Here is a 22334-nt window from a genome sequence, read left to right as displayed (position 1 = left end):
GCTGCCGCCGTGCACAGGCATCAGCCGTGCTGTTCTGCCGCCTCGCCGATGCGCGCCGCCGCCTTGCGCGGCGCGATCCACAGGCGCAGCACGAACCAGGCGAACAGCAGTGCGCCGACCGCGAAGATCGTGTCGCCGGGCATGCGCATCCAGATCAGCAGGTGCACGATCGCCTGGTCCATGAAGTGCTCGGAGCGCGCGTACCAGTAGCCGTGGTCGAGCGCGGCCGAGAGCTGCAGCACGCCGAGCGGCAGCAGGGTCAGCAGCGCCATCAGCACGAGGCCGATGTTGAGTGACCAGAACGCGCCGCGCAGGCGGCCGTCATGCCACTGCACGTCGGGCTTGAGGCCGCGCAGGCAGAACAGCATCAGGCCGAGGCCGAGCATGCCGTACACGCCGAACAGCGCCGTGTGGCCATGCAGCGGCGTGAGGTTGAGGTCCTGCATGTAGTACAGCGCGAGCGGCGTGTTGATGAGGAAGCCGAACAGGCCGGCGCCGACCAGGTTCCAGAACGACACCGCGAGGAAGAACAGGATCGGCCAGCGGTAGCGCGCCATCCACGGCGTCGCGCGCCCGTGCGACCAGGTCTCGTACGCTTCCATGCCGATCAGCGCGAGCGGCACGACTTCGAGCGCGGAGAACGACGCGCCGAGCGCGATCACCGCGGTGGTGGTGCCGGCGAAGTACAAGTGGTGGAACGTGCCGAGCACGCCGCCGGCCATGAACACGATCGTCGCGAACAGCACGTTGACGGTCGCCGTGCGTGCACGCACGAGGCCGAGCTTGACGAACAGGAACGACATCACCGCGACCGCGAACACCTCGAAGAAGCCTTCGACCCACAGGTGCACCACCCACCAGCGCCAGTACTCGACCACCGAGATGTGGGTGTGCTCGCCCCACATGAGGCCTGCGGCATAGAACGCCGCGATGGCGACCGTCGACAGGAACAGCAGGCCGACGATCGAGGCGAGGTCGTCCTTGCGCCGCAGCGCCGGCCACAGCGCGCGGCCCATGAGCACGAGCCAGAGCACGAGCCCGACGAACAGGAAGATCTGCCAGAAGCGGCCGAGATCGACGTATTCCCAGCCCTGGTGGCCGAACCAGAAGTTGTTGGCGAGGCCGAGCTTCTGCATCACCGCGAACCACTGGCCGGCGAACGCACCGACCACGATCACGAGCAGGCAGGTCCACAGGAAATTGACGCCGAGGCGCTGGAACTTCGGTTCATGCCCGGACACGGCCGGTGCGATGTACAGGCCGGTGCCGAGCCACGCGGTCGCGATCCACAGCACCGCGAGTTCGGTGTGCCACGATCGCGACAGCGAGTACGGCAGCGCTTCGGAGATCGCGACGCCGTAGAAGTCCTTCTCGACCTGGTAGTGCGCGGTGATCGCGCCGAGCAGGATCTGGGTCAGGAACAGCGCGATCACGACCCAGAAGTACTTTGCGGTCGCACGCATCGAAGGCGTGATCTTCAGGCCCGCGAGCGGATCCTGCGCGGGCGGGACGAGGTGCGGCTCGTTGCGGTGCCAGACCGCGTAGTGCCAGGCGAGCAGGCCGATGCCGGCGATCATGAACAGCACGCTGAACACCGTCCACAGGAACGCGCTCGAGGTCGGCGTGTTGCCGACCACGGGATCGTACGGCCAGTTGCTTGTGTAGCTCATTGCCGCGCCGGGGCGCGTGGTGACCGTCGCCCATGCGCTCCAGAAGAAGAACGCAGTCAGCTCGCGCCGATGTTCGGGCGTGTCGACGGTGCCGTCGCGCATCGCGTAGGTCGCACGCAGCTTGTCCGACGCCGGATCGTTGCTGAACACGCTCTCGTAGTGCGCCGCCACGTTCGAGATCGCGATCGCACGTTCGTCGGAGACCGTGATGGTGCCGCTGCCGGCGTCGTAGCCGTTCGTGCGCAATTCCTTGCGCAGGCGCGCCTTCAGCGCTTCCTGGCGGCCTTCATCGAGCGTCGCCCACGCAGCGCCCTCGTCGCGACGCGCCCACACGCCAAGCAGTTCGTCCGCTTCGCGATGCAACCAGTCCGCGCTCCAGTCCGGCGCGATCAGCGCGCCGTGGCCCCAGATGGATCCGAGCTGCTGGCCGCCGATGCTCTGCCAGACCTGTCGGCCCGACTCGATGTCGGCGCGCGTATAGAGCACCTGCCCGCTCGGCGTCGCGACGCGTTCGGGCACGGGCGGTGCCTGGTGGTAGATCTCGCGCCCCATCCACAACAGCACGGCGAACGTGACGCCGAGCAGTGTGCCGAGGGCGATCCAGAGACGGGTGGTCGTGGACATCGCGGCGCTCCTTCTATTTTGTCCGCGGCAGCGTGCCGCGACGCGGCATTGCTCGCACTGACGCAGGTCAAGCGTCGCGCACCGACACCTCGTGATGTTTCGCCCCGGGGGCGGGAGCCCGCCCGTGGACGACCGGTTCCGCAGGAACGTGGCGCCGATGCGCGACGCGCACGCGGTGTGCTCCGCGCGGGATTCAGCGCTTGAGGATCGGCCGCGCCAGCGCGAACAGTTCGGCCGGTTTCGCGATCGTGAGGTCGCGTCCCTCGACGCGGATCAGGCCCTGGTCCTGGAACCGGCGCAGCACGCGGCTGACGGTTTCGGCGGCGAGACGCAGATAGTTGGCGATGTCGCCGCGCGACATCGCCAGATGCAGCAAGCCGACCGGGAAGCCGCGGTCCGCATAGCGCTGGCCGAGCGTCACGAGGAATGCGGCGAGCCGTTCGTCGGCGGAGTAGTCGCCGACCAGCAGCACGTTGCCGCCGATGTCCTTGCTCATGCGCCGGAACAGCTCCTGCTGCACGCCGGGCAGGCGCGTCGCGAGGGTGGACAGCGCCGGGAACGAGAAGCGGCAGACCTCGACCGTGTCGAGCGCGACCGCATCGCACGGATACTCCTCCGCGTGGATCGCGTCGAGCCCGATCAGTTCGCCCGGCAGGTGGAAACCCAGCACGAGCTCGCGGCCTTCCAGATCGAGCAGGCGTGTCTTGACGGTGCCGGCGCGCACCGCGTAGATCGCGTCGAAACGCTCGCCGTGGCGGAACACCACGTCGCCGGCCTGGTAGGGGCCGACGTGTTCGACCAGGCAGTGCAGTTCGTGCAGGGCGATTTTGTCGACGCCTCGCCCGATGCAGACCGAGCCGAACGCGCACGTCGAGCAGAAGCGCTCCTCGCTGCCGTCGTTCGCAATCGGATTCGGTGCCGCGATGCGGCCCGTGATCGTTTCGTCGTGCCCCATCGTCGACGCCGCCTCCGGCGCGTGCCGTCACATCGCGCGAGAGTACCGGATTCTCGGGTGGTCGGCATAGGCGTCGAAGCAACGGGCGATGACACGCAGGAGGTAGCGGCCGCGCGGCGTGACCATGATGCGGCCTGCGGTGCGCGTGACGAGGCCGTCCTGTTCCAGTGCGCCGAGCTGCCCCAGTGCGCCGTGGAAGTAGCGCGGGAAGTCGACCATGTGGCGCGCCTCGAACGCGGCGACGTCGATTTCGCCCGCGCACATCAGCTGCTGGATCAGGTCCGCGCGAATGCCGTCGTCGTCGTCGAGGCGCAGGCCGCGCGCGACCGGCAGGCGGCCGTTGTCGAGCGCGGCATAGTAGCCGACCAGATCCTTCGCGTTCTGGCTGAAGGTGTCGCCGACATGGCTGATCGCGCTCATGCCGAAACCGATCAGGTCGCAGGTTGCATGGGTCGAATAGCCCTGGAAATTGCGGTGCAGCGTGCCGTCCGCGAATGCCCGGGCGAGGTCGTCGCCGGGCAGCGCGAAATGATCGACGCCGATGTGCACGTAACCGGCCGCGGTCAGCATCTCGACCGTCTGCTGCAGCAGGGTCAGGCGTGTCGCCGCATCCGGCAGGTCGTGCTTGGCAATCTGCTTCTGCGCCGCGAAACGCTCGGGCAGGTGGGCGTAACCGTACGCGGCGACGCGCTCCGGCCGCAGCGCAATCACCTGCTCCAGCGTCGCCGCGAACGACGCCGGCGTCTGCAACGGCAGGCCGTAGATGAGATCGATGTTGACCGAGCGCACGCCGCCGGCACGCGCGCCGGCCATGACTGCGGCGGTCTCTTCGACGCTCTGTACGCGGTTGATCGCGCGCTGCACCGCCGGGTCGAAGTCCTGCACGCCGAGCGAGACGCGGTTGATGCCCGCCGCCGCGACCTGTCGCGCGTAGTCCTCGCTGCAGAAACGCGGGTCGATCTCGATGCCGAACTCGCGCCCCGCGTCGCGGCTGAAGGAGAAGTGGCGGCCTATCGACTCGATCAGCTCCAGCATCTGCTCGACGTCGAGGAAGTTCGGCGTGCCGCCGCCGAAATGCAGTTGCGCGAGCGGCCGGTCGCGATCGAACGTCGGGGCGATCCGTTCGATCTCGCGGTACAGGCGCGTCAGGTAGCTCGCTGCCTTGGATTTGTCATGCGTGATGATGCGCGCACAGCCGCAGTAGAAGCACGGCGACAGGCAGAACGGAACGTGCACGTAGACCGAAAGGTCGCGCGGGATGGGATCGCCGTTGGAGGCGCGGATCGCGCGCAGCAGGTCCGCTTCGCCGAAGCTGTCGCGGAAGTGCGGCGCGGTTGGATACGAGGTGTAGCGCGGCGCGTCGACGTCGTAACGGGCGACGAGCTCGCGGTCGAAGGCGGTGGCGGCAAATGGTGCGTTCATGGCATGCATGCTGCGCGAGGTGCCATCCGCCTGCCTTGATCGGCGTCAAGCGTGAGCGTGCCTCACGCCGCGATGCGTTCGCCGGCATCGATCGTTGCATGCGCCGAGGCGATTGCGCGCTGCTTGCTCTCGGGTGAGAAGTTCACGCCTTCCGCGCGCACGACCTCGATGTCGGTGACGCCGAGGAAGCCGAACAGCTTGCGCAGGTAGGCTTCCTGGAAGTCGAGTGCCTGCATCGCGCCTTCGCTGTAGATGCCGCCGCGCGAGGAGACGATCACCACGCGCTTGCCGCCGGCGAGTCCTTCGGGCCCGCTCGCGCCGTAGCGGAACGTCCTGCCGGCGACGGCGATGCGGTCGATCCAGGCCTTCAGCGTGCTGGGGATCGAGAAGTTGTACATCGGTGCGCCGATCACGACGATGTCGGCGGCGAGAAATTCGTCGAGTGCCTCGCTGCCGGTACGCACGGCGGGATCGCTGGCGTCGGCGGCGGGCGCCCAGTGCGGCAGCGGATTCGCGGCGAGGTCGCGATACGTGACGAGGGCGGCAGGATGGTTGCGCGTCAGCGTCGCCATGACGGCGTGGCTGAGTTCGCGCGAGACCGAATGGCCACCAAGTGCGCTGGAATCGACATGCAGGATGTTCATGACAGGCTCCTGAAACGGCGGAAAAGGGATCTCCGGACGCCAGTAACGATACGCGGTGGACAATCTCTTGATAAGTACGGCAATATGCGACTGTTCGTTCTCCTGTGGAAACGATGATGGCCAGCAATGACGGCGCCTTGCACGATCTCAACGACCTGCGCTTCTTCGTGGCCGTGGTCGACCATCGGGGTTTTTCGGCGGCGGGACGCGCGCTCGGCACGCCGAAGTCGCGCCTCAGCAAGCGCATCGCGCAGCTCGAGGAACGCCTCGGCGTGCGCCTGCTGCAGCGGACCACGCGGCGCTTCGCGGTGACCGAAATCGGCGAGCGCTTCTACGCGCATTGCCGCGCCGCGCTCGAAGAAGCGCAGGCGGCGCAGGACGTCGTCGACGAACTGCGCGCGGAGCCGCGCGGGATCGTGCGCGTGAGCTGCCCGGTATCGCTGGTGCAGACGATCGTCGCGCACGTGCTGCCGGATTTTCTCGCCGCGTATCCGAAGGTGCAGGTGCGCGTGTTGTCGAGCAATCGGCGCGTCGACGTCATCGGCGAGGGTTTCGATCTCGCGATCCGCGTGCGCGAGAAGCTCGACACCGACTCGTCGCTGATCCTGCGCACGTTCGGCCATTCGCGCGAGCTGCTGGTGGCGTCGCCGGCGTTCCTCGATGCGCACGGGCGGCCGCGCGAGCCGGACGACCTAGAGCGCCTGCCGCTGTTGTCGCGATTCGAGCATGACGGCGCGCAGATGCTGGAGCTCAACGGCACCGCCGGCGCCAAGGCGACCGTGGAGATGCAGGCGCGCGTCGTGTGCGGGGATTTCGCGTTGCTGCTGGAGGCAGCGCGACGCGGGCAGGGCGTGGCGAGCCTGCCGGAATTCGTGTGTGCGCCGGCGATCGCGCGCGGCGAGCTCGAGGTTGCGCTGCCCGACTGGAGCATCCCGCAGGGCGTGATGCACTTCGTCTACCCGAGCCGGCGTGGGCAACTGCCGAGCGTGCGTGCGCTGGTCGACTTCCTCGCCGACAAGCTGCCCGGCGCGGTCGAGTACAAGCACCAGCAGTGCAGGCGCGGCGTCGCGCCGTGAAGCGCGCGCGAGCGCGCATGCCCATGAACAGCTTGGGAAGGTCTGTGCAATTGAAGGCGGGAACTGGATCCCGGGTTTAGCCGGGATGACGACTTATTGGCGTGCCTGGCGTGCTGCGTTTTCCGAGCGGCTTGCCGTTGCCTTGCGCTTGAGCAGTTGCGTGTCGTAGCCGAACGCGGCGATCAGGACCACGCACAGCGCGGTTTCGATCAGCGCAGGCAGGCGCGCGGACGGCACGACCCATGCGGCAACGATGCCGTGGCAGAAGTAGAACAGCGCGACGATGCCGATCCACAGCAGCGCGCGGCGCGGGCCACTGCGCAGTGCGGTCAACGGCAGCAGCAGCGGCGGGACGGTCAGAGCGAGCGCGAGCCACGGGCTGCCGCCTGCCGGCGGCGCGAGCAGCAAATACCACGCCGGCTGCAGCAGCACGAGCGCAGCCCAGGTCGCGAACGAGATCGAGCGTGCGTTCATGCGCCGGCTCCGAGCCGGCGCGCGATCTCGGCGATGCGCCGGCCGAGAGCGCGCGCGAGCAGGCGTTCGTCGTCGTCGATCGGATTTTCGCCGGACGTGCCCGCTACATGGCTGGCGCCGTAGGGCGAGCCGCCGCCGCGCGTGCGGTTCAACGCGATTTCGGTGTACGGAATGCCGACGATCAGCATGCCCTGATGCAGCAGCGGCAGCATCATCGAGAGCAGGGTCGTTTCCTGGCCGCCGTGCATGGTGCTGGTCGAAGTGAACACGCCGGCCGGTTTGCCGACCAGCGAGCCCGACGCCCATTCCGCCGACGTGGTGTCCAGGAAATGCTTCAGCGGCGCCGCCATGTTGCCGAAGCGCGTCGGGCTGCCGAGCGCGAGGCCGACGCATTCGCGCAGGTCCGCGCGCGTTGCGTACGGCGCACCCTCGTCGGGCTCGGGTGGTGCGGCGGTTTCCGTCACCGGCGCGACCGGCGGCACGCTGCGCAGGCGTGCGCGCATGCCGTCGATTTCCTCGACCCCGCGCGCGACCAGCCGCGCGAGCTGCGCGACCTTGCCGGTGCGGCTGTAGTAGAGGACGAGGATTTCGTTCATCGGCGGGCTCGTGGGTGCAGGGCGCCGATAATAAGCTGTCGAGGGCCACGGGCATCACGGTGCGTGCCGGAGCCGGGCTCGCTCGACTCGCTTCGTGCCGCCCTCGGTCCCCACATAAGCTAGTCTTTGCCGCATGCTCGACCGACTGCTCCGGTTTCTCCGCCCGCACCACGATCGCGAACGCATCGTCGCGTTCCTCGAGTTCACCTGGCAGCGATTCGTGGAGGACCGCTGCCTGCAAACCGCCGGCGCGCTGTCGTTCACCACCGTGTTCGCGCTGGTGCCGTTGACCGCGGCGGTACTCGGCGTGCTCGCCGCGTTTCCGGGGTTCGCCGGCTGGCGCGAGCAACTCGCGCACTGGGTTTTCCAGAACTTCGTGCCGGCCGCCGGCGATACCGTGCAAGGGTACCTCACGCAGTTCGCCGACAACGCCAGCCAGGCGACCGCGGTCGGCGTGCTCGTGCTGTTGTTCAGCGCGGTGTCGCTGATGATGAGCATCGAGGATGCGTTCAACCGCATCTGGCGCGTGCAGGTCGCGCGGCGCGCGGGCGCGCGCTTCATCGTCTACTGGACCGCGTTGACGCTCGGGCCGCTGTTGCTGGTCGCCGCGCTCGCGATCAGCTCGTACGCATTCGCGTTGCCGTTCATCGGCGCGGCCGAGGCGCAGTTCTCGATCAAGGCGCGCGTGCTGTCGATCCTGCCATTCCTGCTGGTCTGGAGCGCCCTGATCGCCGCCTACGCGGTCATTCCGAACCGCCGCGTGCGCCTTCGCCACGCGCTGCTCGGTGCGCTGATCGCCGCGGTGTTGTTCGAACTCGCCAAGCGCGGCTTCGCGCTGTACGCGACCAGCTATGCGAGCTACCAGCAGGTCTATGGCGCGCTCGCGATGGTGCCGATCTTCATCTTCTGGATCTACCTGTCGTGGGCGATCGTGCTGTTCGGTGCGTCGATCACCGCGTCCCTCAACGCGTTCGACTATCGCCCTGCGTCGCAGCGCCTGCGGCGCGGCCACGAACTGGTCGGCCTGCTGCGCGTGCTTGGGCGCTTCGTCCACGCGCATCGCGAGGGCCGCGGCCTGCACAGCGCCGACCTGTGCGCGGCCGAGCCGTTCCTGACCGACGACCTGCTGCAACGCTACCTCGGCGACCTGCATCGCATCGATCTGATCCGCCGTGGTGAAACCGGCGAGTGGGTGGTCGTGCGCGACCTCGCCACGGTGCGCCTGGTCGAGCTGGTCGAGGAAGGCAGCTACCGCCTGCCGCTCGAAAAGTTCGGCGCGCACGCGGGTCTCGCGCCAGCGGCGGCGGCGCAGCTCGACCGTCTCGGCGAGCATGTGCGCGAAGCGCTCGGGTTGCCGTTGGCGGCCTTGTTTCCGACAGATGTACCATCACGTTCCGCGTCGAGCGCCGCTGCGGCGCCCTCGCCTTCATCGGAGCACGCATGAAACACCCGACCTGGATCTTCGCGCTGGCGCTCGCGTTCTCCGGTACTGCCGCGCTGGCGGACACGGTGGCGAAGCCGACCTTGAGCATCGCCACGCTCGACGGCAAGACATTCGATCTTGCCGCGCATCGCGGCCATTGGGTGATCGTGAATTTCTGGGCGACCTGGTGCTCACCGTGCATCAAGGAAATGCCGGACATCTCCGCGTTCGTCGCCGCGCACAAGGACGTCGCCGCGATCGGCATCGCTTGGGAAGACACCGAGCGCGCCGAGATCGATGCGTTCGTGAAGGCCCATCCTGTCTCCTATCCGCTCGCGCAGGGCGATCTCGACCATCCGCCGAAGGATTTCGAGGTCCCGCGCGGCCTGCCGATCACCTACGTGATCGCCCCCGACGGCACGGTCAGGAAGAAGTTCACCGGTCCGATCACCGGCGACGACCTCGAGCGCTGGACCGGCTCGCAGGCGAAGTGACGGCGTGCCAAGCGCGCGCTTTCTAGTCTCCGGGCTCGTGCAGGGCGTGTTCTTCCGCGCGTCGACGCGCACCCGCGCGCAGGAACTCGGCCTGCACGGCTACGCGAAGAACCTTGCCGATGGCCGCGTCGAAGTCGTCGCGAGCGGTAGCGATGATGCACTCGCGCAACTCGCGCAGTGGCTGCAACACGGGCCGCCGTCCGCGCGCGTCGGCGGCGTCGAACGCGAAGCCATCGCCGAACAGGCGCACCGCGGCTTCAGCACACGCTGATGGCGCGCCGCCCGCTTCCGCCGCCGCGGCGCGTGCCGTCGCGCGAACGCAACGTGTCGGCGGCGCCGCGCCATGGCCTGGCGCGCGTGATTTCCAAGTTCGGGATCGCTTCGCGCACGCAGGCCGCGCGCTGGATCGTCGAGGGGCGCGTGGGCGTCGACGGTCGCATCGTGCGCGATCCGGAACGCCCGACCGACGCGGCCGCGGAGCGCATCACGCTCGATGGTTCACACGTCGGCGCGCAGCAGCGTGTCTACCTCATGCTCAACAAGCCGCGCGGTGTGGTCACGAGCGCCGCGGACGAACAGGGACGCGACACCGTGTACCGCCTGCTCGAAGGCGCTGGCCTGCCGTGGCTGGCGCCGGTAGGGCGGCTCGACAAGGCGAGCGAGGGATTGTTGTTGTTCACCAATGACAGTGCCTGGGCTGCGCGCATCACCGCGCCCGACTCGCAATTGGACAAGACCTACCACGTGCAGATCGACCGCCTGCCCGACGCCGCGCTGCTCGCGGCACTGCACGCCGGCATCGACGATCGCGGCGAACACCTCGCGCTCAAGGCGGTACGCGAACTGCGGCGCGGCGACCGGAACGCGTGGCTCGAAGTCGTGCTCGATGAAGGCCGCAACCGGCAGATCCGCCGCGTCCTCGCCGCATTCGACATCGGCGTGCTGCGCCTCGTGCGTGTCGCGATCGGACCGCTCTTCCTCGGGGAGCTGGCGAAGGGTGCGTGGAGGGGGCTCGACGAAGCGGAAGTCGCGTCGCTGGAGAATCCCTGTTGACCCTGAGCGCAGGTCCGGATCAAGGCGAGTGTTTCGCGGAGCTTCGCTCGGCACGAACGGGTCCGGGTTGACCGGAGCGCAGGCTCCAGCCCGGCGCTCAAACGTCCTGCTTGAGATCGAATCCGAACCCGGACTTCATGGCCGCTGCAGCGCGGTCGGAAAGCGACTGCGCGCTGGAAGGCGGCACCGCGTCGACCGGGTCCGGCGGGGGCGGAGGAACCTGCCACGAGAGGTTCTGCGTATGTGCAAGTCGCACGCAGCGCATCGCTTCCTGCGCGTAGTGCTCCCAGCTCGGCCAGTGCGCGACCGGCACCAGCACCCATCCGGGCGCGATCGCGTTGCGGTCGTCCGGCTTCATCGGATCGAAGCTGCTGGCACCCGCGAGGGCGAGCGCTTGGGTGAGGGCGCTGCCGGCGAGCCGGAACGCGACGTTCTCCCGATACAGCACCAAGAACGCTTCACCTTCGAAGGAAAGGCAGGCGCGTCCGGCGAGCAGGCCCTGGGTCGCTTCGCTGTGCTGCTGCAGCGCCGAAGCGAGGGCATCGAATTGGGTACGTGCGTTGGCCATGTCGCATCACCTCGACGAGCCGTTGGGCGAGGCTACTGTAGCAAACCGCGCCGCGGTGTTTCGACTTCGCAAGAACTTCGTACCGCTGCGCTTGCTGCGTGGCACGAACGGTTCGAGACACGTCCTACGCGGCCGGCAGCACCCCGAGCTTGCGCCCGATCTTCACGAACGCCTCCACGGCGCGGTCGATCTGCGCGTGCGTGTGCGCCGCGCTCATCTGGGTGCGGATGCGCGCCTGTCCCTGCGGCACGACCGGGTAGAAGAAACCGATCACGTAGATGCCTTCGGCGAGCAGTTCCTGCGCGAAGGCCTGCGCAAGCTTGGCGTCGCCGAGCATGACCGGAGCGATCGGATGCGTGCCGGGGCGGATGTCGAAGCCCGCGTCGGTCATTCGCTTCCTGAAATACAGCGCGTTCTCGCTGACCTTGTCGCGCAGGCTCGTGCTCGAGGAAAGCATCTCGAACACCTTGATCGAGGCGGCGACCAGCGGTGGCGGCAACGTGTTGGAGAACAGGTACGGGCGTGAGCGCTGGCGCAACAGGTCGATGATTTCCTGCCGGCCCGTGGTGAATCCTCCGGAGCCGCCGCCGAGCGCCTTGCCGAGCGTCGAGGTGAACACGTCGACCTCGGCCATCACGCCGTGCAACTCGGCCGAGCCGCGCCCGGTCGGGCCGACGAAGCCGGTCGCGTGCGAATCGTCGACCATCAGCAGCGCGTTGTACTTCTTCTTCAGCGCGACGATCTGGTCGAGCATGGCGATGTAGCCGTCCATCGAGAATACGCCGTCGGTCGCGATCAGGCGCGTGCGCTTGCCCTGCGTATCGGCGAGGTGCTTTTCGAGTTCGGCCATGTCGCTGTTCGCGTAGCGACGGCGCTCGGCCTTGCACAGGCGGATGCCATCGATGATCGAGGCGTGGTTGAGCGCGTCGGAGATGACCACGTCCTCGTCCGACAGGATCGTTTCGAACAAGCCGCCATTGGCGTCGAAGCAACTGGTGTAGAGGATCGTGTCGTCGGTGCCGAAAAACGTCGAGATCGTCGCTTCGAGCTGCTTGTGCAGATCCTGCGTGCCGCAGATGAAACGCACGCTGGCGAGTCCGAAACCGTGCGTGTCGAGCGCGTGCTTGGCCGCGGCGATGATGTCGGGATGGTCGGCGAGGCCGAGGTAGTTGTTGGCGCAGAAGTTCAGCACTTCGCGGCCATCGTCGGTGCGGATCGTGGCCGACTGCGGCGTGGTGATCACGCGCTCGCTCTTGTACAGGCCCTGGTCGCGGATCGATTCGAGTTCGGCGGCGAGGCGGCGCTGCGCGGCGTGGTCCATGGCATTGCATCCGGAATGGGGAGCGTATGGTATCGCATGGTCCGTCCCGGCCGCGGTCGTGGAGCGATCGCACCCGGCGCGTTCGGGAATGCCCTTCTTCTACGTTTATGCAAGAGTGTCCCCGCGGTTCGTCGGCGCCGCCGTGGGGCAGTTCGATTGCCGGCACTCATCTCCGGGAGGGAATCAATGGTCATCAAGCGTATCGGCGTACTCAAGGCGGGTGTTCTTCAGGCCTGCATCATGGGCCTGTTCGGGCTGATCATCGGCCTGTGCTTCCTGCTGTTCGGCACCATGCTCGGCGGGCTCATGGGGGCGATGTCGCAAAACTCCGGCTCCGCCGCCGGCATCGGATTCCTTGGCGGCATCGGCATGGTGATCTTCATGCCGATCATGTACGGCATCATGGGTTTCATCGCGGGAGTCATCGGCGCGGCGATCTACAACCTCGTTGCCGGCTGGGTCGGCGGGCTGGAACTCGAAGTCGAGTAAGGCCGGACCCGGTTCGTGCGCGGAGCGGGTCACCGCTCCGCGCGCGAGCGCTCTTCAGTCGATATCGACGGCCGCGGGTTCGCCGCCACGCGCATACGCAGGCGCGCCCGCGCGCTGCGCGTGCACGAGTATGTTCCAGCCGCGCTCGGTCAGACCGCGGCGCGCGGCGAGGCTGGCGTCGCCGCCGATCAGCACGGTCCTGTTGTGCACGCGCAATTCCCCGCGATCGAGAAAGTTGCGCACCTCGTCGGTCCAGCTGAGGCGGTCGACCGGCAGCGGCAGCACGAACTCCCCGTCTTTCGCCACATAGGCGAGGCCCGCACCGATGCGACGCAGGCTGCCCTCGTGCGCGCGCGCGCCGAGGTGCGCGACGGTCAGGCGCAAGGCGTTGACCATGAAGCGCGCTTCGAGGTCCGAGCTTGCGGTCATGCCGAGTTCGAGCAGGGCGTCGCAGCCATCCGCCGGTTGCAGTGCATCGAGCGCATCGGCGAACGCGGTCTGCAAGGTCGGCGAGAACGCGCCGCGGCGCAGGAACTGGCGGACCAGCAGTTCGTCGCGACAATGCACCTGCAGGCGCTCGCGATTGCGCGCGCGCAGATCATCGGGTGCGAGCTTCCATACGAGGTCGTTGATGCGGCCGCCCTGCGCGAGCGCGTTTGCGCCGACGCCGCCGATCGTGCCGAGCGCGCTGCCGGCACCGAAGTCGCCGGCGCTGCCAACCCACGCCAGCGCGGACAGGCGCTCCTGTGCGTACGGGTTGCCGGTGTAGGGATCGATGCCGAGACGCTCGGCGAGCTCGCGCTTGACCTGGTTGTACTTCACCTGGCGCTTGAATTCGCGCTCCGCCTCGCGCGTGATCGTCGAGTACCAGTGCTTGCGCGGCTTCGCCTCCGACTTTTCCTCCTCGCGTGCGTCGGTCATCGGACCGGCGTCGGCCGGATACGGATTGCCGTTGTTGCCGAGCGTCTTCGCGGCGCGATCGGACAGCGCCTGCGCCTGGTTGCCGATCCGCTCGAGGCGCTGGCCGAAGTAGCGCGCGACACCGGCCGGAATGCCGAGCACGCTGTCGACCGGATGCAGCACGATCTGCGCAAGCGACTTGGCGGTCGCACCGATGCGATTGCCGGCCGCGCGCAGGAACGCGTCCGAACGGGTGACCCGATCGAGCGCCTCGATTGCCGGCAGTTCCGCTTCGCGTTCCGCGAGGATCTCGACGCTGTCCGCCTGCAACGGCCCAAGCGGCGTGTCGATCAGGAAGCGCGCCATGTAGCCGCGCAACTCGACGCGCGAATCGACGCTGTAGCCGGGGCCGGACAACAGGGCCGGCTGCACCAGCGAGGCGGCATCGATGAGCGGTTCTTCCTCGGTGGCGACACCGCCTTCATCCGCCGCGTGCGCGGTGGCGAGTGCGAGCAGCAGGGTCAGACAGGGGCTGCGCGCGCCGCGGAGGATGCGTCGCAGGTGCTGGGGAGGCGACGTAATCAACGGAGCGCGGGCCGGTAGCGATGGACGGTCGGCCACGATGCCGCGCGCCGCGACAATAGCGCATGAATGCATCTCACCCCGGAGCGGATGCGTTGGGCGGTGGCACCAGCTCGGTAGCGAGTCCGGGATGGCGGCTGCGGCGCCCCAGTCGCAGCGCCGGGCGCTCGACCAGCCGGTACGAGAGGTCGGCCAGCGCGCAACTCAGCAGCAGCACCACCGGCAGGGACCACGGCAGGCGATAGCCGTCGATGCGCGCGAACGCGTTCGCCGCATCCAGCCAGTGGATCAGCGGGAAGTGCCACAAGTAAACGCCGAAGCTGATCACGCCGAGGTAGCGCAGGAGTGCGTTGCCGAACAGCACGCTGGCGACGCGGCTGCCGGCCGCGGCGGCGAACAGCATCAGTGCGACCGCAACGCCGACGATGCCGTGCCAGGTGAACAGCAGCGGATTGCCGTCCCAGTAGTCGCTGCTGTTGTAGTGGATCAGCCATAGCATCGCGGCGAACACGCCGGCTCCAAACAGGAACAGCGCATCATTCGCGCGCGCGCCGGGCAGGCGGCGCGCGATTGCCGCGCGGGTATAGGCGTAGGCCGCGAGCATGCCGGCGACGAACTGGTCGAGCCGCCCGGGCAGTTGCTCCATCGCGATCACGCGCAGCGGCACCTCGGCGTGCGCGATCGGCGCGAACATCAGGTGGCGATAGACCTGCGTCGTGACCAGCGCGAGCAGCGCCAGCAGTGGCCACGCGCGCGGCCGCAACAGCAGGGCCAGCAGCGGCAGCAGCAGGTAGAAGCAGAACTCGATCGGCAGCGTATAGGTCACCGGGTTCATCGGAGCCGCACCGTACGGACCGAAATTCGTCCACAGCGCGAGATTGCCGAGCAGTTGCCCGATGCCCGGCCAGGTGCCGATGCCGAACGCGCCGGCGAGCACCAGCAGCACCCCGAGCTGGGCGTAGTACGCGGGCACGATGCGCAGCACGCGGCGCAGCCAGAACACGCGCAGCGACGGCCGCGGCGCTCCACCGAGCTGCCAGCTCGCGAACGGCAGGCTGAGCAGGAACGCGGACAGCGTGAAGAAGATGTCGACACCAGCCCAGCCGCACGAGAACAGCGGTGTAAGGTCGAGCACGTGGGTGCCGACTTCGAGCGTCATCAGGCGCGGGCCGGCGTCGGCCCACAGGTGGTAGACCAGCACCCACAGCGCGGCGAAACCACGCAGCCCGGTCAGCGTCGGCAACTCGGCCGCGGTCGCGAGGCGCGCGTCGGACACGAGTGGGCGCTGCGCGCTCAACCGCCGGTGAACGCGCCGTAGCCGCGCAGGCGTTGGTAGCGCCGGTCAAGCAGGGCGCCGCTGTCGAGGGGCGCGAGTTCGTCGAGCTGGTTCAGCAGCACCGCCTTCAGGCGTACGGCCATCGCTTTCGGATTGCGATGGGCGCCGCCCAGCGGTTCGCGGATCACCTTGTCGACCAGGCCGAGTTCGAGCAGGCGCGGCGCGGTCATGCCGAGTGCCTCGGCCGCGTCCTTCGCCTTCTCGGCGGTCTTCCACAGGATCGAGGCGCAGCCTTCCGGCGTGATCACCGAATAGGTGCTGTATTCGAGCATGTTGGTGCGATCGCCGACGCCGATCGCGAGCGCGCCGCCGGAGCCGCCTTCGCCGACCACGGTGCACACGATCGGCACGCGCAGGCGCGCCATCTCGAGCAGGTTGCGCGCGATCGCTTCGCTCTGGCCGCGCTCTTCGGCGCCGACGCCGGGATAGGCGCCCGGCGTGTCGATGAAGGTGAGGATCGGCAGGCCGAAGCGTTCGGCCATCTGCATCAGGCGCAGTGCCTTGCGATAGCCTTCCGGGCGCGGCATGCCGAAGTTGCGCCGGATCTTGCTCTTGGTGTCGCGGCCCTTCTGGTGGCCGATGATCATCACACCGCGGCCGTTGATGCGGCCGATGCCGCCGACGATCGCGGCGTCGTCGGCGTAGGCGCGGTCGCCGGCGAGTTCGTGGAATTCCTCGCACATCACGCCGATGTAGTCGAGCGTGTACGGGCGCGCCGGGTGGCGCGAAAGCTGGGCAATCTGCCACGAGGTGAGGTTGCGGAAGATTTCCGCGGTCTTCGTCTTCAGCTTGCCTTGGAGCGTGCCGATCTCATCCTCGATGTTGAACGACTGGCCGCGGCTGGCATGGCGAAGCTCCTGGATCTTTGCATCCAGTTCGGCGATCGGTTGTTCGAAATCGAGGAAGTTCGGGTTCATTCGCAGCTGTTCGCGCCAGTCGGGGCGGCGCAAAGACGCGAGTATAGCGACTTGTGCGCACGCGCGAGGGATGCGGCCCGCCCGCAAGGAGCCGGCACCCCGGCCTGCGCCAGTGCCGGGCCGGCGCAGGCCACATCGAGCTTCCCGGCCCTCGTACAATTGCCGCATGCACAAACGACCGACCATCCTTGCGACACGATCCGTATCGTCCAGCCACTTCCTGCGCGCCGAGCAGGTCGACCTCGAGTTCTCCAACGGCGAGCGGCGCACGTTCGAGCGCCTGCAGAGCTCCGGCCTCGGCGCAGTCATCATCGTGCCGATGCAGGACGCGGACACCGTGCTGCTGGTGCGCGAATACGCGGTCGGCGTCGACCGCTACGAGCTCGGGCTTCCCAAGGGGCGGCTCGATCGCGACGAGACGGCCGAGCAGGGCGCGAACCGCGAGCTGAAGGAAGAAATCGGTTTCGGCGCACGCGAGCTGCACATCCTCGGCACGCTGTCGGTGTCGCCCGCGTACATGACCGCGATGACGAATGTCGTGATCGCGCGCGAACTGCACGAGGAACGCCTTGCCGGCGACGAGCCGGAGCCGCTCGAGGTGGTGCCGTGGAAACTGTCCGGGCTGCACGCGCTGCTCGAGCACCCGGAAGTCAGCGACAGCCGCTCGATCGCCGCGCTGTTCATGGCGCGCGAATTCCTTGCCGGCCGCTATCGGCCGCAGCCATGAACCTCGATCTCGAATATCTCGCCCGCCATGCCGGCGTCCTCGCCGAACGCGCGGCGGCGGCGATCCTCGAGGTGTACGGTTCGGACTTCGCGGTCGAGCACAAGGACGACCGTTCGCCGCTGACCGCGGCCGACCTCGCTTCGCATCGCGTGATCGTCGATGGCCTGCATGCACTGGCGCCGCAGCTGCCGGTGCTGTCGGAGGAATCGGCCGACATCGCGTGGGTCGAGCGAGCGCGCTGGACGCACTACTGGCTGGTCGACCCGCTCGACGGCACGCGCGAGTTCGTCAAGCGCAACGGCGAGTTCACCGTGAACATCGCGTTGATCGCCGATCATCGACCGGTGCTCGGCGTCGTGCAGACGCCGGTCAGCGGCGAGCTCGCCTGCGCCTGGGAAGGCGGCGGCGCGTGGTTGTCGCAGCGTGGCGAAAAGGCGCAGCGCATCGGCACGCGTCGGCGTGCGTCGCCGCTGGTCGTCGCCGGCAGCCGCTCGCACGGCTCCGAACACGAAGCCGCGCTGCTTGCGCGTCTCGGAGCGTGCGCGAAGCTGCCGCTGGGCTCGTCGCTGAAGTTCGTGCGCATCGCCGCCGCCGAAGCCGACCTGTACCTGCGCCTCGGCCCGACCTCGGAATGGGACACCGCCGCCGGGCAATGCGTACTCGAACAAGCCGGCGGCGCGGTGCTCGATTTTGACGGCCATCCGTTCCGCTACAACACGCGCGAGTCGCTGCTGAATCCGGACTTCTTCGCGGTCGGCGATCGCGACGCGGACTGGTCCTCGCTTCTCGCCAAACCCTGAAGGGTTTTTGTGGGATGGCATGGTGTTGTTTCGTTGCGCTGCCGGTTTGTTTTTCGGGGATACATTTTCGCGATGACCGACCCGCGTCCGTGCATGTTCGTCCCGCATCCCTGCGGGCCGGTGACTTTCTCTTGCCTGCCCAAGAGAAAGTCACCAAAGAGAAGGGCACCCCTACGGCAACGCCCGCCGGGCATCCTGCCCAGCGGGTGCGTGAACGTCGGCCGAGGTTCGCCGACAGCGCATCCGTGCGCTGACGGCGAACGCGCGCGCATCGTGCGCGCGCCCCTGCGGGCTTTGTCGTCCGCCATTCACCGTTGCCGAAGGGGACCCCGGTAGAAGCGGCGCGCTCCTGCGCGCAGAAGCAAAGCGACAGGCGCCATGCTGCCGCAGGAATTGCTTCAGCCGCGATGCCCTTCAGCCAGTAGGGCGATACGCGCACAGCGCGTGCCGCCGCCCCCAGTCCTCAGACAAGCAAAGCATCGCGGCTCCCGCCGCTCCACCATCAACAGGATCCCGGATGAATTCAATCGACGACCTCCTCGCCATCATGGCGCGCCTGCGCAATCGCGAGAACGGCTGTCCGTGGGACGTCGAGCAGACGTTCGAGACGATCGCGCCGTACACGATCGAGGAGGCCTACGAGGTCGCCGACGCGATCGACCGCAAGGACTACGCGCACCTGCGCGACGAACTCGGCGACCTGCTGCTGCAGGTCGTGTTCCATGCGCGGATGGCCGAGGAGGATGGACACTTCGCGTTCGCCGACGTGGTCGCGGCGATCTGCGACAAGATGGTGCGGCGTCATCCGCATGTGTTCGGCGAGGCCGAGGCCGCCCCGTCGGCGGTCGCGCAGCTCGCCAACTGGGAGGAACTGAAGGCCGGCGAGCGCGCCGCGCAGGGCGACGCGGACAGCAGCGCGCTGGCGGGCGTCTCGCGCGGCATGCCCGAGTGGCAGCGCGCGCTGAAGTTGCAGCAGAAGGCCGCGCGCGTCGGCTTCGACTGGCCGGACGTGAATCCGGTGTTCGACAAGCTGCACGAAGAGATCGACGAGGTGCGCGCCGAGTTCGCTGCAGGTGCAGATGCGGCGCGCCTGACCGACGAGATCGGCGACGTGCTGTTCGTCTGCGTCAATCTTGCACGTCACGCGAAGGTCGATGTCTCGCAGGCCTTGCGTCACGCGAACGCGAAGTTCGAGAAGCGTTTCCGCCGCATGGAAGCGTTCGCGGCGGCCGAAGGCGGTGCGCTTGCGGAGCGTCCACTCGCGGCGCAGGATGCCCTCTGGAATCGCGCCAAGGCGGAAGAGCGCGGCTCCGAATGAGGTTCGCCGACTATCGGGCACCTTCATGGGTGCCTTGGCGCGGGTTCAACGGATCTGCAACGCGGCAGCGACCGTGGCACTGGCGTCTTCGCACTGATTTCGACAATTTCCGCCAATCATGCGGAAGGATTCGGCTGCTCCGATCCTGACGGCTCCTGTGACAATCCTGCGTCGCGTCGTGCGACGTACGGAATGCCAAAAGGAATCGCTCATGCGGATGGAGTTTCTTGTCCTCGCCCTGCTCGTCACCTCAGCCAGCGCAGAGCGTCCTGCGTCTGCAACAGCGGTGTCGCCCCACTGCGGCGCCGCGGAATATCATCAACTGGATTACTGGATAGGCGATTGGGACACGTTCGAGACGGACGCGCCGGACGGTGCATCCGTGGCGCGCGCCCGGGTCGAACCGATTGCCCAGGGCTGTGCCATCCACGAACTCTACGAGCAGGCCGATGGACTCATCGGCGACAGCATCCTCAGCTACGACCCGGTGCGCAAACAGTGGCAGCAGACCTGGGTCACCAATCGCGGTTCGATCATGGTGATCGTCGGCAACGTCAGGGATGGTGCGCTGATCCTCGAAGGCGAAGCGCATCTCAAGGATGGCAAGTCGGTCATGCAGCGCATCACCTGGAAACCCCACCCGAAGGGTGTGCGTGAATCCGCGGTCCTGTCCAAAGACGGCGGCAAGACCTGGGTACAGGCGTTCGACGTGCTGTTCGTGAAGCATGTGGATGGCGGCTGACGAACAATCGCACTGACGAAGCCGCGCACGCCTCTCGCGCGCGGGTGGTCGGCGGATCGGTGCAGCGCGCTCTCATTCCGCGTGGGCGGCAGCTTCGAAGGCCGGTCGGATCGCCGCGGGTCTAAGGGCGTCGCGAGGCGAGCCACCCCACTTGCGATGCCAGGCGCGGCGCAGATGCAGCCCCGAGCGGAAGCCGGCCACTTCTGCCGCGATCGTCACGCTCGCGCCGTGTTCAAGCGATTGGCGCGCTCGCTCCAGTCGCATCGCTTGCAGGTAGTGCAGCGGCGAGACGCCGGCGTGGCGCAGGAACAGCCGAAGCAGGTGACGCTCGGTGACATGCGCCAGAGCGGCCATCGAAGCGAGGGTCCACTCGCGCTCGGGTGCGGCGCTGACCGCGTCCTGTACTCGATGCACCGCCGCATGCATGTGACGGCGGTGGGCGAGGAAGGGTGACAGTCCGGGATCGAGCTCCGAGCGCCGCAGGTACACGACCATGTCCTCCGCGACGGCGGCCGCCACGGCCTCGCCGCAAGCCTCTGCAATGAGGTGCAAGGCGAGGTCGATGCCCGCGGTCACGCCTGCACTGGAGGCCACCGGGCCATCGACGAGGAAAACGCGGTTGTCCACGACCTGCGCCTTGGGTGCCAGCGTACGCAGGACTCCGAGCAGTTCGTGATGAGTGGTGCATTGGCGCTCGCCGATCAGCCCCGCGCGGGCGGCGAGCAGTGCGCCCGAGCAGATCGCGACGAGTCGATGCGGCGAGTCGCGTGCGTCCAGCGGAGCGCGCATCGTGCGGCGCAGCCATTGCGCGGTCGCTTCGATTTCGGGCGAGCTCTTGCGCGCGAACGCGCTCGGCTGGCCGACCAGCACGATCCAGGTGGGCGCACGCAGCATCTCCGGCAACGGCTCGAGATCGGCGACGCACAAACCTACCGAAGTGGAAAGCGCCGGCGTGTCGGCGCTGAAGCGCAGGTTGAAGCGAGGCGGCATGCCGCGCGCGCCCAGGTGCAGGTTCGCGAGACGAAAGGCCTCCGCCGGGCCGGCGATATCGAGCAGCAGCGAATGCGGCACGATGACGAACAGCAAGTCCACCATGGAATGTGCCTTCATTTGCGCACACGACATCCAGATGCGGGATTGCAGCCTATCCCAACTCGAAGCGTTGAATAGCCGATTATTGCGCGCGGGTCGGAATCTGCTCCTTATCGGTCGTCGTCCGTCGCGTGGCGACGCGTTGGACTGGCTAGCATTTTCGCAACGCCCGTCGACGTCCATTTCCATGTTCAGGTTCCAAGCCCGCATTGCCTGCACGCGCCGCATCCCGCGGGAGCACGGCCATGCCGCGTGACGGCCTCATGAATGTCGGCGTCTGCCAGTTGCCGGATGGCCTGCTGCCGGAACACCCGGCCTGGCTGGACCTGGTTCGGCGCGTCGAGGCCGAACGACCGGACATCCTCCTGCTCAACGAATTGCCGTTCGGACCCTGGCTGGCCCGCGATGATTCGTTCTGCGACGAATCGGCGACAGCGAGCCTGGACCTGCACGAAACGGCACTGCGGGCGATCGAACGCCTGCCGGCCGCAGTGATCGGCTCGCGGCCGATCCGCGCGGCCGACAAGCTTGCCAACGAAGCCTTCCTGCTCGGAGACGGGCGCTACGCCGCCATCCATCACAAGCAGTACTTTCCCCAGGAAGCGGGATTCTTCGAGGACACGTGGTTCGCAGCCGCGAAACCCGGCTTCGACGTCATCGAACACCGCGGCATGCGCATCGGGGTGCTGCTCTGCACGGAGCTCATGTTCACCGAGTGGGCGCGGCATTACCGTCGCGAGGGCGCTCAGCTCATCGTCGCGCCGCGCGCAAGCGGTGCGTCCATGCGTCATTGGCACGCCTCCGCCCGCATGGCTGCCATCGTCTCCGGTTGCTACGTCCTGAGCTCCAATCGCGCTTCGCCTGCGGGCGGCCGCGTCCCGCATTTCGGTGGCAAGGGATTCATCTACTCGCCGACCGGAAACCTTCTCGGCATGACTTCCGCCGACCGGCCTCTGCTCACCATGGGCATCAACCTTTCGCTGGTCGCGAATGCGCAGCGCAGATACCCGTGCAACGTGCGCGAGATCGGCATGCCGTTCATCGCCGACAAGCGCAAGAGCGGGCACGCGCGGCTCCCTTCACCAATCGGAGACTTGGAATGACCAGGATG

At 67.7% G+C, this 22334-nt stretch carries 23 protein-coding genes; 11 read left to right on the top strand and 12 right to left on the bottom strand.

All coding sequences use genetic code 11. The features are described 5' to 3' along the window. Positions 1-20: 20 nt before the first annotated feature. The 4 genes from ACILRJ_RS10975 to ACILRJ_RS10960 form a co-directional block, all read right to left on the bottom strand. Positions 21-2294 (bottom strand): nitric-oxide reductase large subunit, encoded by a 2274-nt coding sequence (locus ACILRJ_RS10975; RefSeq protein WP_395683228.1) that lies wholly within the window; start codon positions 2292-2294, stop codon positions 21-23. A gap of 193 nt (positions 2295-2487) precedes the next feature. Continuing rightward, entirely contained in the window at positions 2488-3249 is a 762-nt protein-coding gene (locus ACILRJ_RS10970; RefSeq protein WP_395683227.1) for a helix-turn-helix domain-containing protein, read from the bottom strand. A gap of 27 nt (positions 3250-3276) precedes the next feature. Beyond that, entirely contained in the window at positions 3277-4671 is a 1395-nt protein-coding gene (gene hemN, locus ACILRJ_RS10965) for an oxygen-independent coproporphyrinogen III oxidase (protein WP_395683226.1), read from the bottom strand. 62 nt (positions 4672-4733) lie between these two features. After that, positions 4734-5315, bottom strand: coding sequence for an FMN-dependent NADH-azoreductase (locus ACILRJ_RS10960; RefSeq protein ID WP_395683225.1), 582 nt, complete (start codon positions 5313-5315; stop codon positions 4734-4736). 116 nt (positions 5316-5431) lie between these two features. On the opposite strand from ACILRJ_RS10960, the gene ACILRJ_RS10955 reads away from it, so the two are divergent. Next, positions 5432-6391, top strand: coding sequence for a LysR substrate-binding domain-containing protein (locus ACILRJ_RS10955; protein ID WP_395683224.1), 960 nt, complete (start codon positions 5432-5434; stop codon positions 6389-6391). A gap of 93 nt (positions 6392-6484) precedes the next feature. Here ACILRJ_RS10955 and ACILRJ_RS10950 read toward each other — a convergent pair whose 3' ends face one another. After that, entirely contained in the window at positions 6485-6865 is a 381-nt protein-coding gene (locus ACILRJ_RS10950) for a DUF2069 domain-containing protein (RefSeq protein WP_395683223.1), read from the bottom strand. After that, positions 6862-7461, bottom strand: coding sequence for an NAD(P)H:quinone oxidoreductase (wrbA, locus tag ACILRJ_RS10945; RefSeq protein WP_395683222.1), 600 nt, complete (start codon positions 7459-7461; stop codon positions 6862-6864). Before wrbA ends, ACILRJ_RS10950 begins: the two co-directional genes overlap by 4 nt. 133 nt (positions 7462-7594) lie before the next feature. Between wrbA and ACILRJ_RS10940 the strand changes: the two genes are divergently transcribed. From ACILRJ_RS10940 to ACILRJ_RS10925, 4 genes are read left to right on the top strand one after another with little or no spacing between them, the layout of a single operon-like run. Then, entirely contained in the window at positions 7595-8905 is a 1311-nt protein-coding gene (locus ACILRJ_RS10940) for a virulence factor BrkB family protein (RefSeq protein ID WP_395683221.1), read from the top strand. Continuing rightward, positions 8902-9378 carry a TlpA family protein disulfide reductase gene (locus tag ACILRJ_RS10935; protein ID WP_395683220.1) on the top strand — a complete coding sequence of 159 codons (477 nt, stop codon included), beginning with the start codon at positions 8902-8904 and terminating at the stop codon, positions 9376-9378. The genes ACILRJ_RS10940 and ACILRJ_RS10935 overlap by 4 nt, the downstream gene beginning before the upstream one ends. A 4-nt stretch (positions 9379-9382) precedes the next feature. After that, a complete protein-coding gene (locus tag ACILRJ_RS10930; protein ID WP_395683219.1) occupies positions 9383-9649 on the top strand; it encodes an acylphosphatase in 267 nt (88 codons plus the stop codon). After that, positions 9649-10431 (top strand): pseudouridine synthase, encoded by a 783-nt coding sequence (locus tag ACILRJ_RS10925; RefSeq protein WP_395683218.1) that lies wholly within the window; start codon positions 9649-9651, stop codon positions 10429-10431. The genes ACILRJ_RS10930 and ACILRJ_RS10925 overlap by 1 nt, the downstream gene beginning before the upstream one ends. Before the next feature lie 97 nt (positions 10432-10528). On the opposite strand, the gene ACILRJ_RS10920 is transcribed toward ACILRJ_RS10925, so the two are convergent. Both ACILRJ_RS10920 and kbl read right to left on the bottom strand, forming a co-directional pair. Continuing rightward, the gene (locus ACILRJ_RS10920) at positions 10529-10999 is read right to left on the bottom strand and encodes a hypothetical protein (RefSeq protein WP_395683217.1); all 471 of its coding nucleotides are present in this window, start codon (positions 10997-10999) and stop codon (positions 10529-10531) included. 124 nt (positions 11000-11123) lie between these two features. Continuing rightward, a complete protein-coding gene (kbl, locus tag ACILRJ_RS10915; protein WP_395683216.1) occupies positions 11124-12320 on the bottom strand; it encodes a glycine C-acetyltransferase in 1197 nt (398 codons plus the stop codon). A 186-nt stretch (positions 12321-12506) separates the two neighbouring features. On the opposite strand from kbl, the gene ACILRJ_RS10910 reads away from it, so the two are divergent. Beyond that, positions 12507-12809, top strand: a complete 303-nt coding sequence (locus tag ACILRJ_RS10910) for a hypothetical protein (RefSeq protein WP_395683215.1) — start codon at positions 12507-12509, stop codon at positions 12807-12809. A gap of 54 nt (positions 12810-12863) precedes the next feature. Here the strand turns inward: ACILRJ_RS10910 and ACILRJ_RS10905 are convergent, their stop codons facing one another. From ACILRJ_RS10905 to ACILRJ_RS10895, 3 genes are all read right to left on the bottom strand, one after another. Beyond that, complete coding sequence (locus tag ACILRJ_RS10905) at positions 12864-14294, bottom strand: hypothetical protein (RefSeq protein WP_395683214.1); 1431 nt, start codon at positions 14292-14294, stop codon at positions 12864-12866. 73 nt (positions 14295-14367) lie between these two features. Further along, complete coding sequence (locus ACILRJ_RS10900) at positions 14368-15567, bottom strand: acyltransferase family protein (RefSeq protein WP_395683213.1); 1200 nt, start codon at positions 15565-15567, stop codon at positions 14368-14370. A 17-nt stretch (positions 15568-15584) separates the two neighbouring features. Further along, positions 15585-16544, bottom strand: a complete 960-nt coding sequence (locus ACILRJ_RS10895) for an acetyl-CoA carboxylase carboxyltransferase subunit alpha (RefSeq protein ID WP_395683212.1) — start codon at positions 16542-16544, stop codon at positions 15585-15587. 166 nt (positions 16545-16710) lie between these two features. On the opposite strand from ACILRJ_RS10895, the gene nudE reads away from it, so the two are divergent. From nudE to ACILRJ_RS10875, 4 genes are all read left to right on the top strand, one after another. After that, on the top strand, positions 16711-17271 hold the full coding sequence (gene nudE, locus ACILRJ_RS10890; protein WP_395683211.1) for an ADP compounds hydrolase NudE: 561 nt from the start codon (positions 16711-16713) through the stop codon (positions 17269-17271). Next, the gene (gene cysQ / locus ACILRJ_RS10885; protein ID WP_395683210.1) at positions 17268-18071 is read left to right on the top strand and encodes a 3'(2'),5'-bisphosphate nucleotidase CysQ; all 804 of its coding nucleotides are present in this window, start codon (positions 17268-17270) and stop codon (positions 18069-18071) included. The genes nudE and cysQ overlap by 4 nt, the downstream gene beginning before the upstream one ends. A gap of 517 nt (positions 18072-18588) precedes the next feature. After that, positions 18589-19389: a nucleoside triphosphate pyrophosphohydrolase gene (mazG, locus tag ACILRJ_RS10880; RefSeq protein ID WP_395683209.1), complete on the top strand. Its 801-nt coding sequence runs from the start codon at positions 18589-18591 to the stop codon at positions 19387-19389. 211 nt (positions 19390-19600) lie between these two features. Beyond that, positions 19601-20131 (top strand): hypothetical protein, encoded by a 531-nt coding sequence (locus ACILRJ_RS10875; RefSeq protein ID WP_395683208.1) that lies wholly within the window; start codon positions 19601-19603, stop codon positions 20129-20131. Positions 20132-20203: 72 nt separating this feature from the next. On the opposite strand, the gene ACILRJ_RS10870 is transcribed toward ACILRJ_RS10875, so the two are convergent. Further along, positions 20204-21406: a GlxA family transcriptional regulator gene (locus ACILRJ_RS10870; protein WP_395683207.1), complete on the bottom strand. Its 1203-nt coding sequence runs from the start codon at positions 21404-21406 to the stop codon at positions 20204-20206. A 62-nt stretch (positions 21407-21468) separates the two neighbouring features. On the opposite strand from ACILRJ_RS10870, the gene ACILRJ_RS10865 reads away from it, so the two are divergent. Next, entirely contained in the window at positions 21469-22326 is an 858-nt protein-coding gene (locus ACILRJ_RS10865; RefSeq protein WP_395683206.1) for a carbon-nitrogen hydrolase family protein, read from the top strand. Positions 22327-22334 lie beyond the last annotated feature (8 nt).

Origin of the sequence: Dokdonella sp. (assembly GCF_044227025.1) — a bacterium.
Classification (GTDB): Bacteria; Pseudomonadota; Gammaproteobacteria; order Xanthomonadales; family Rhodanobacteraceae; genus Dokdonella_A.
Note: the sequence above shows the minus strand (reverse complement) of the source record. Positions and strands in the feature narration are given on the sequence as shown.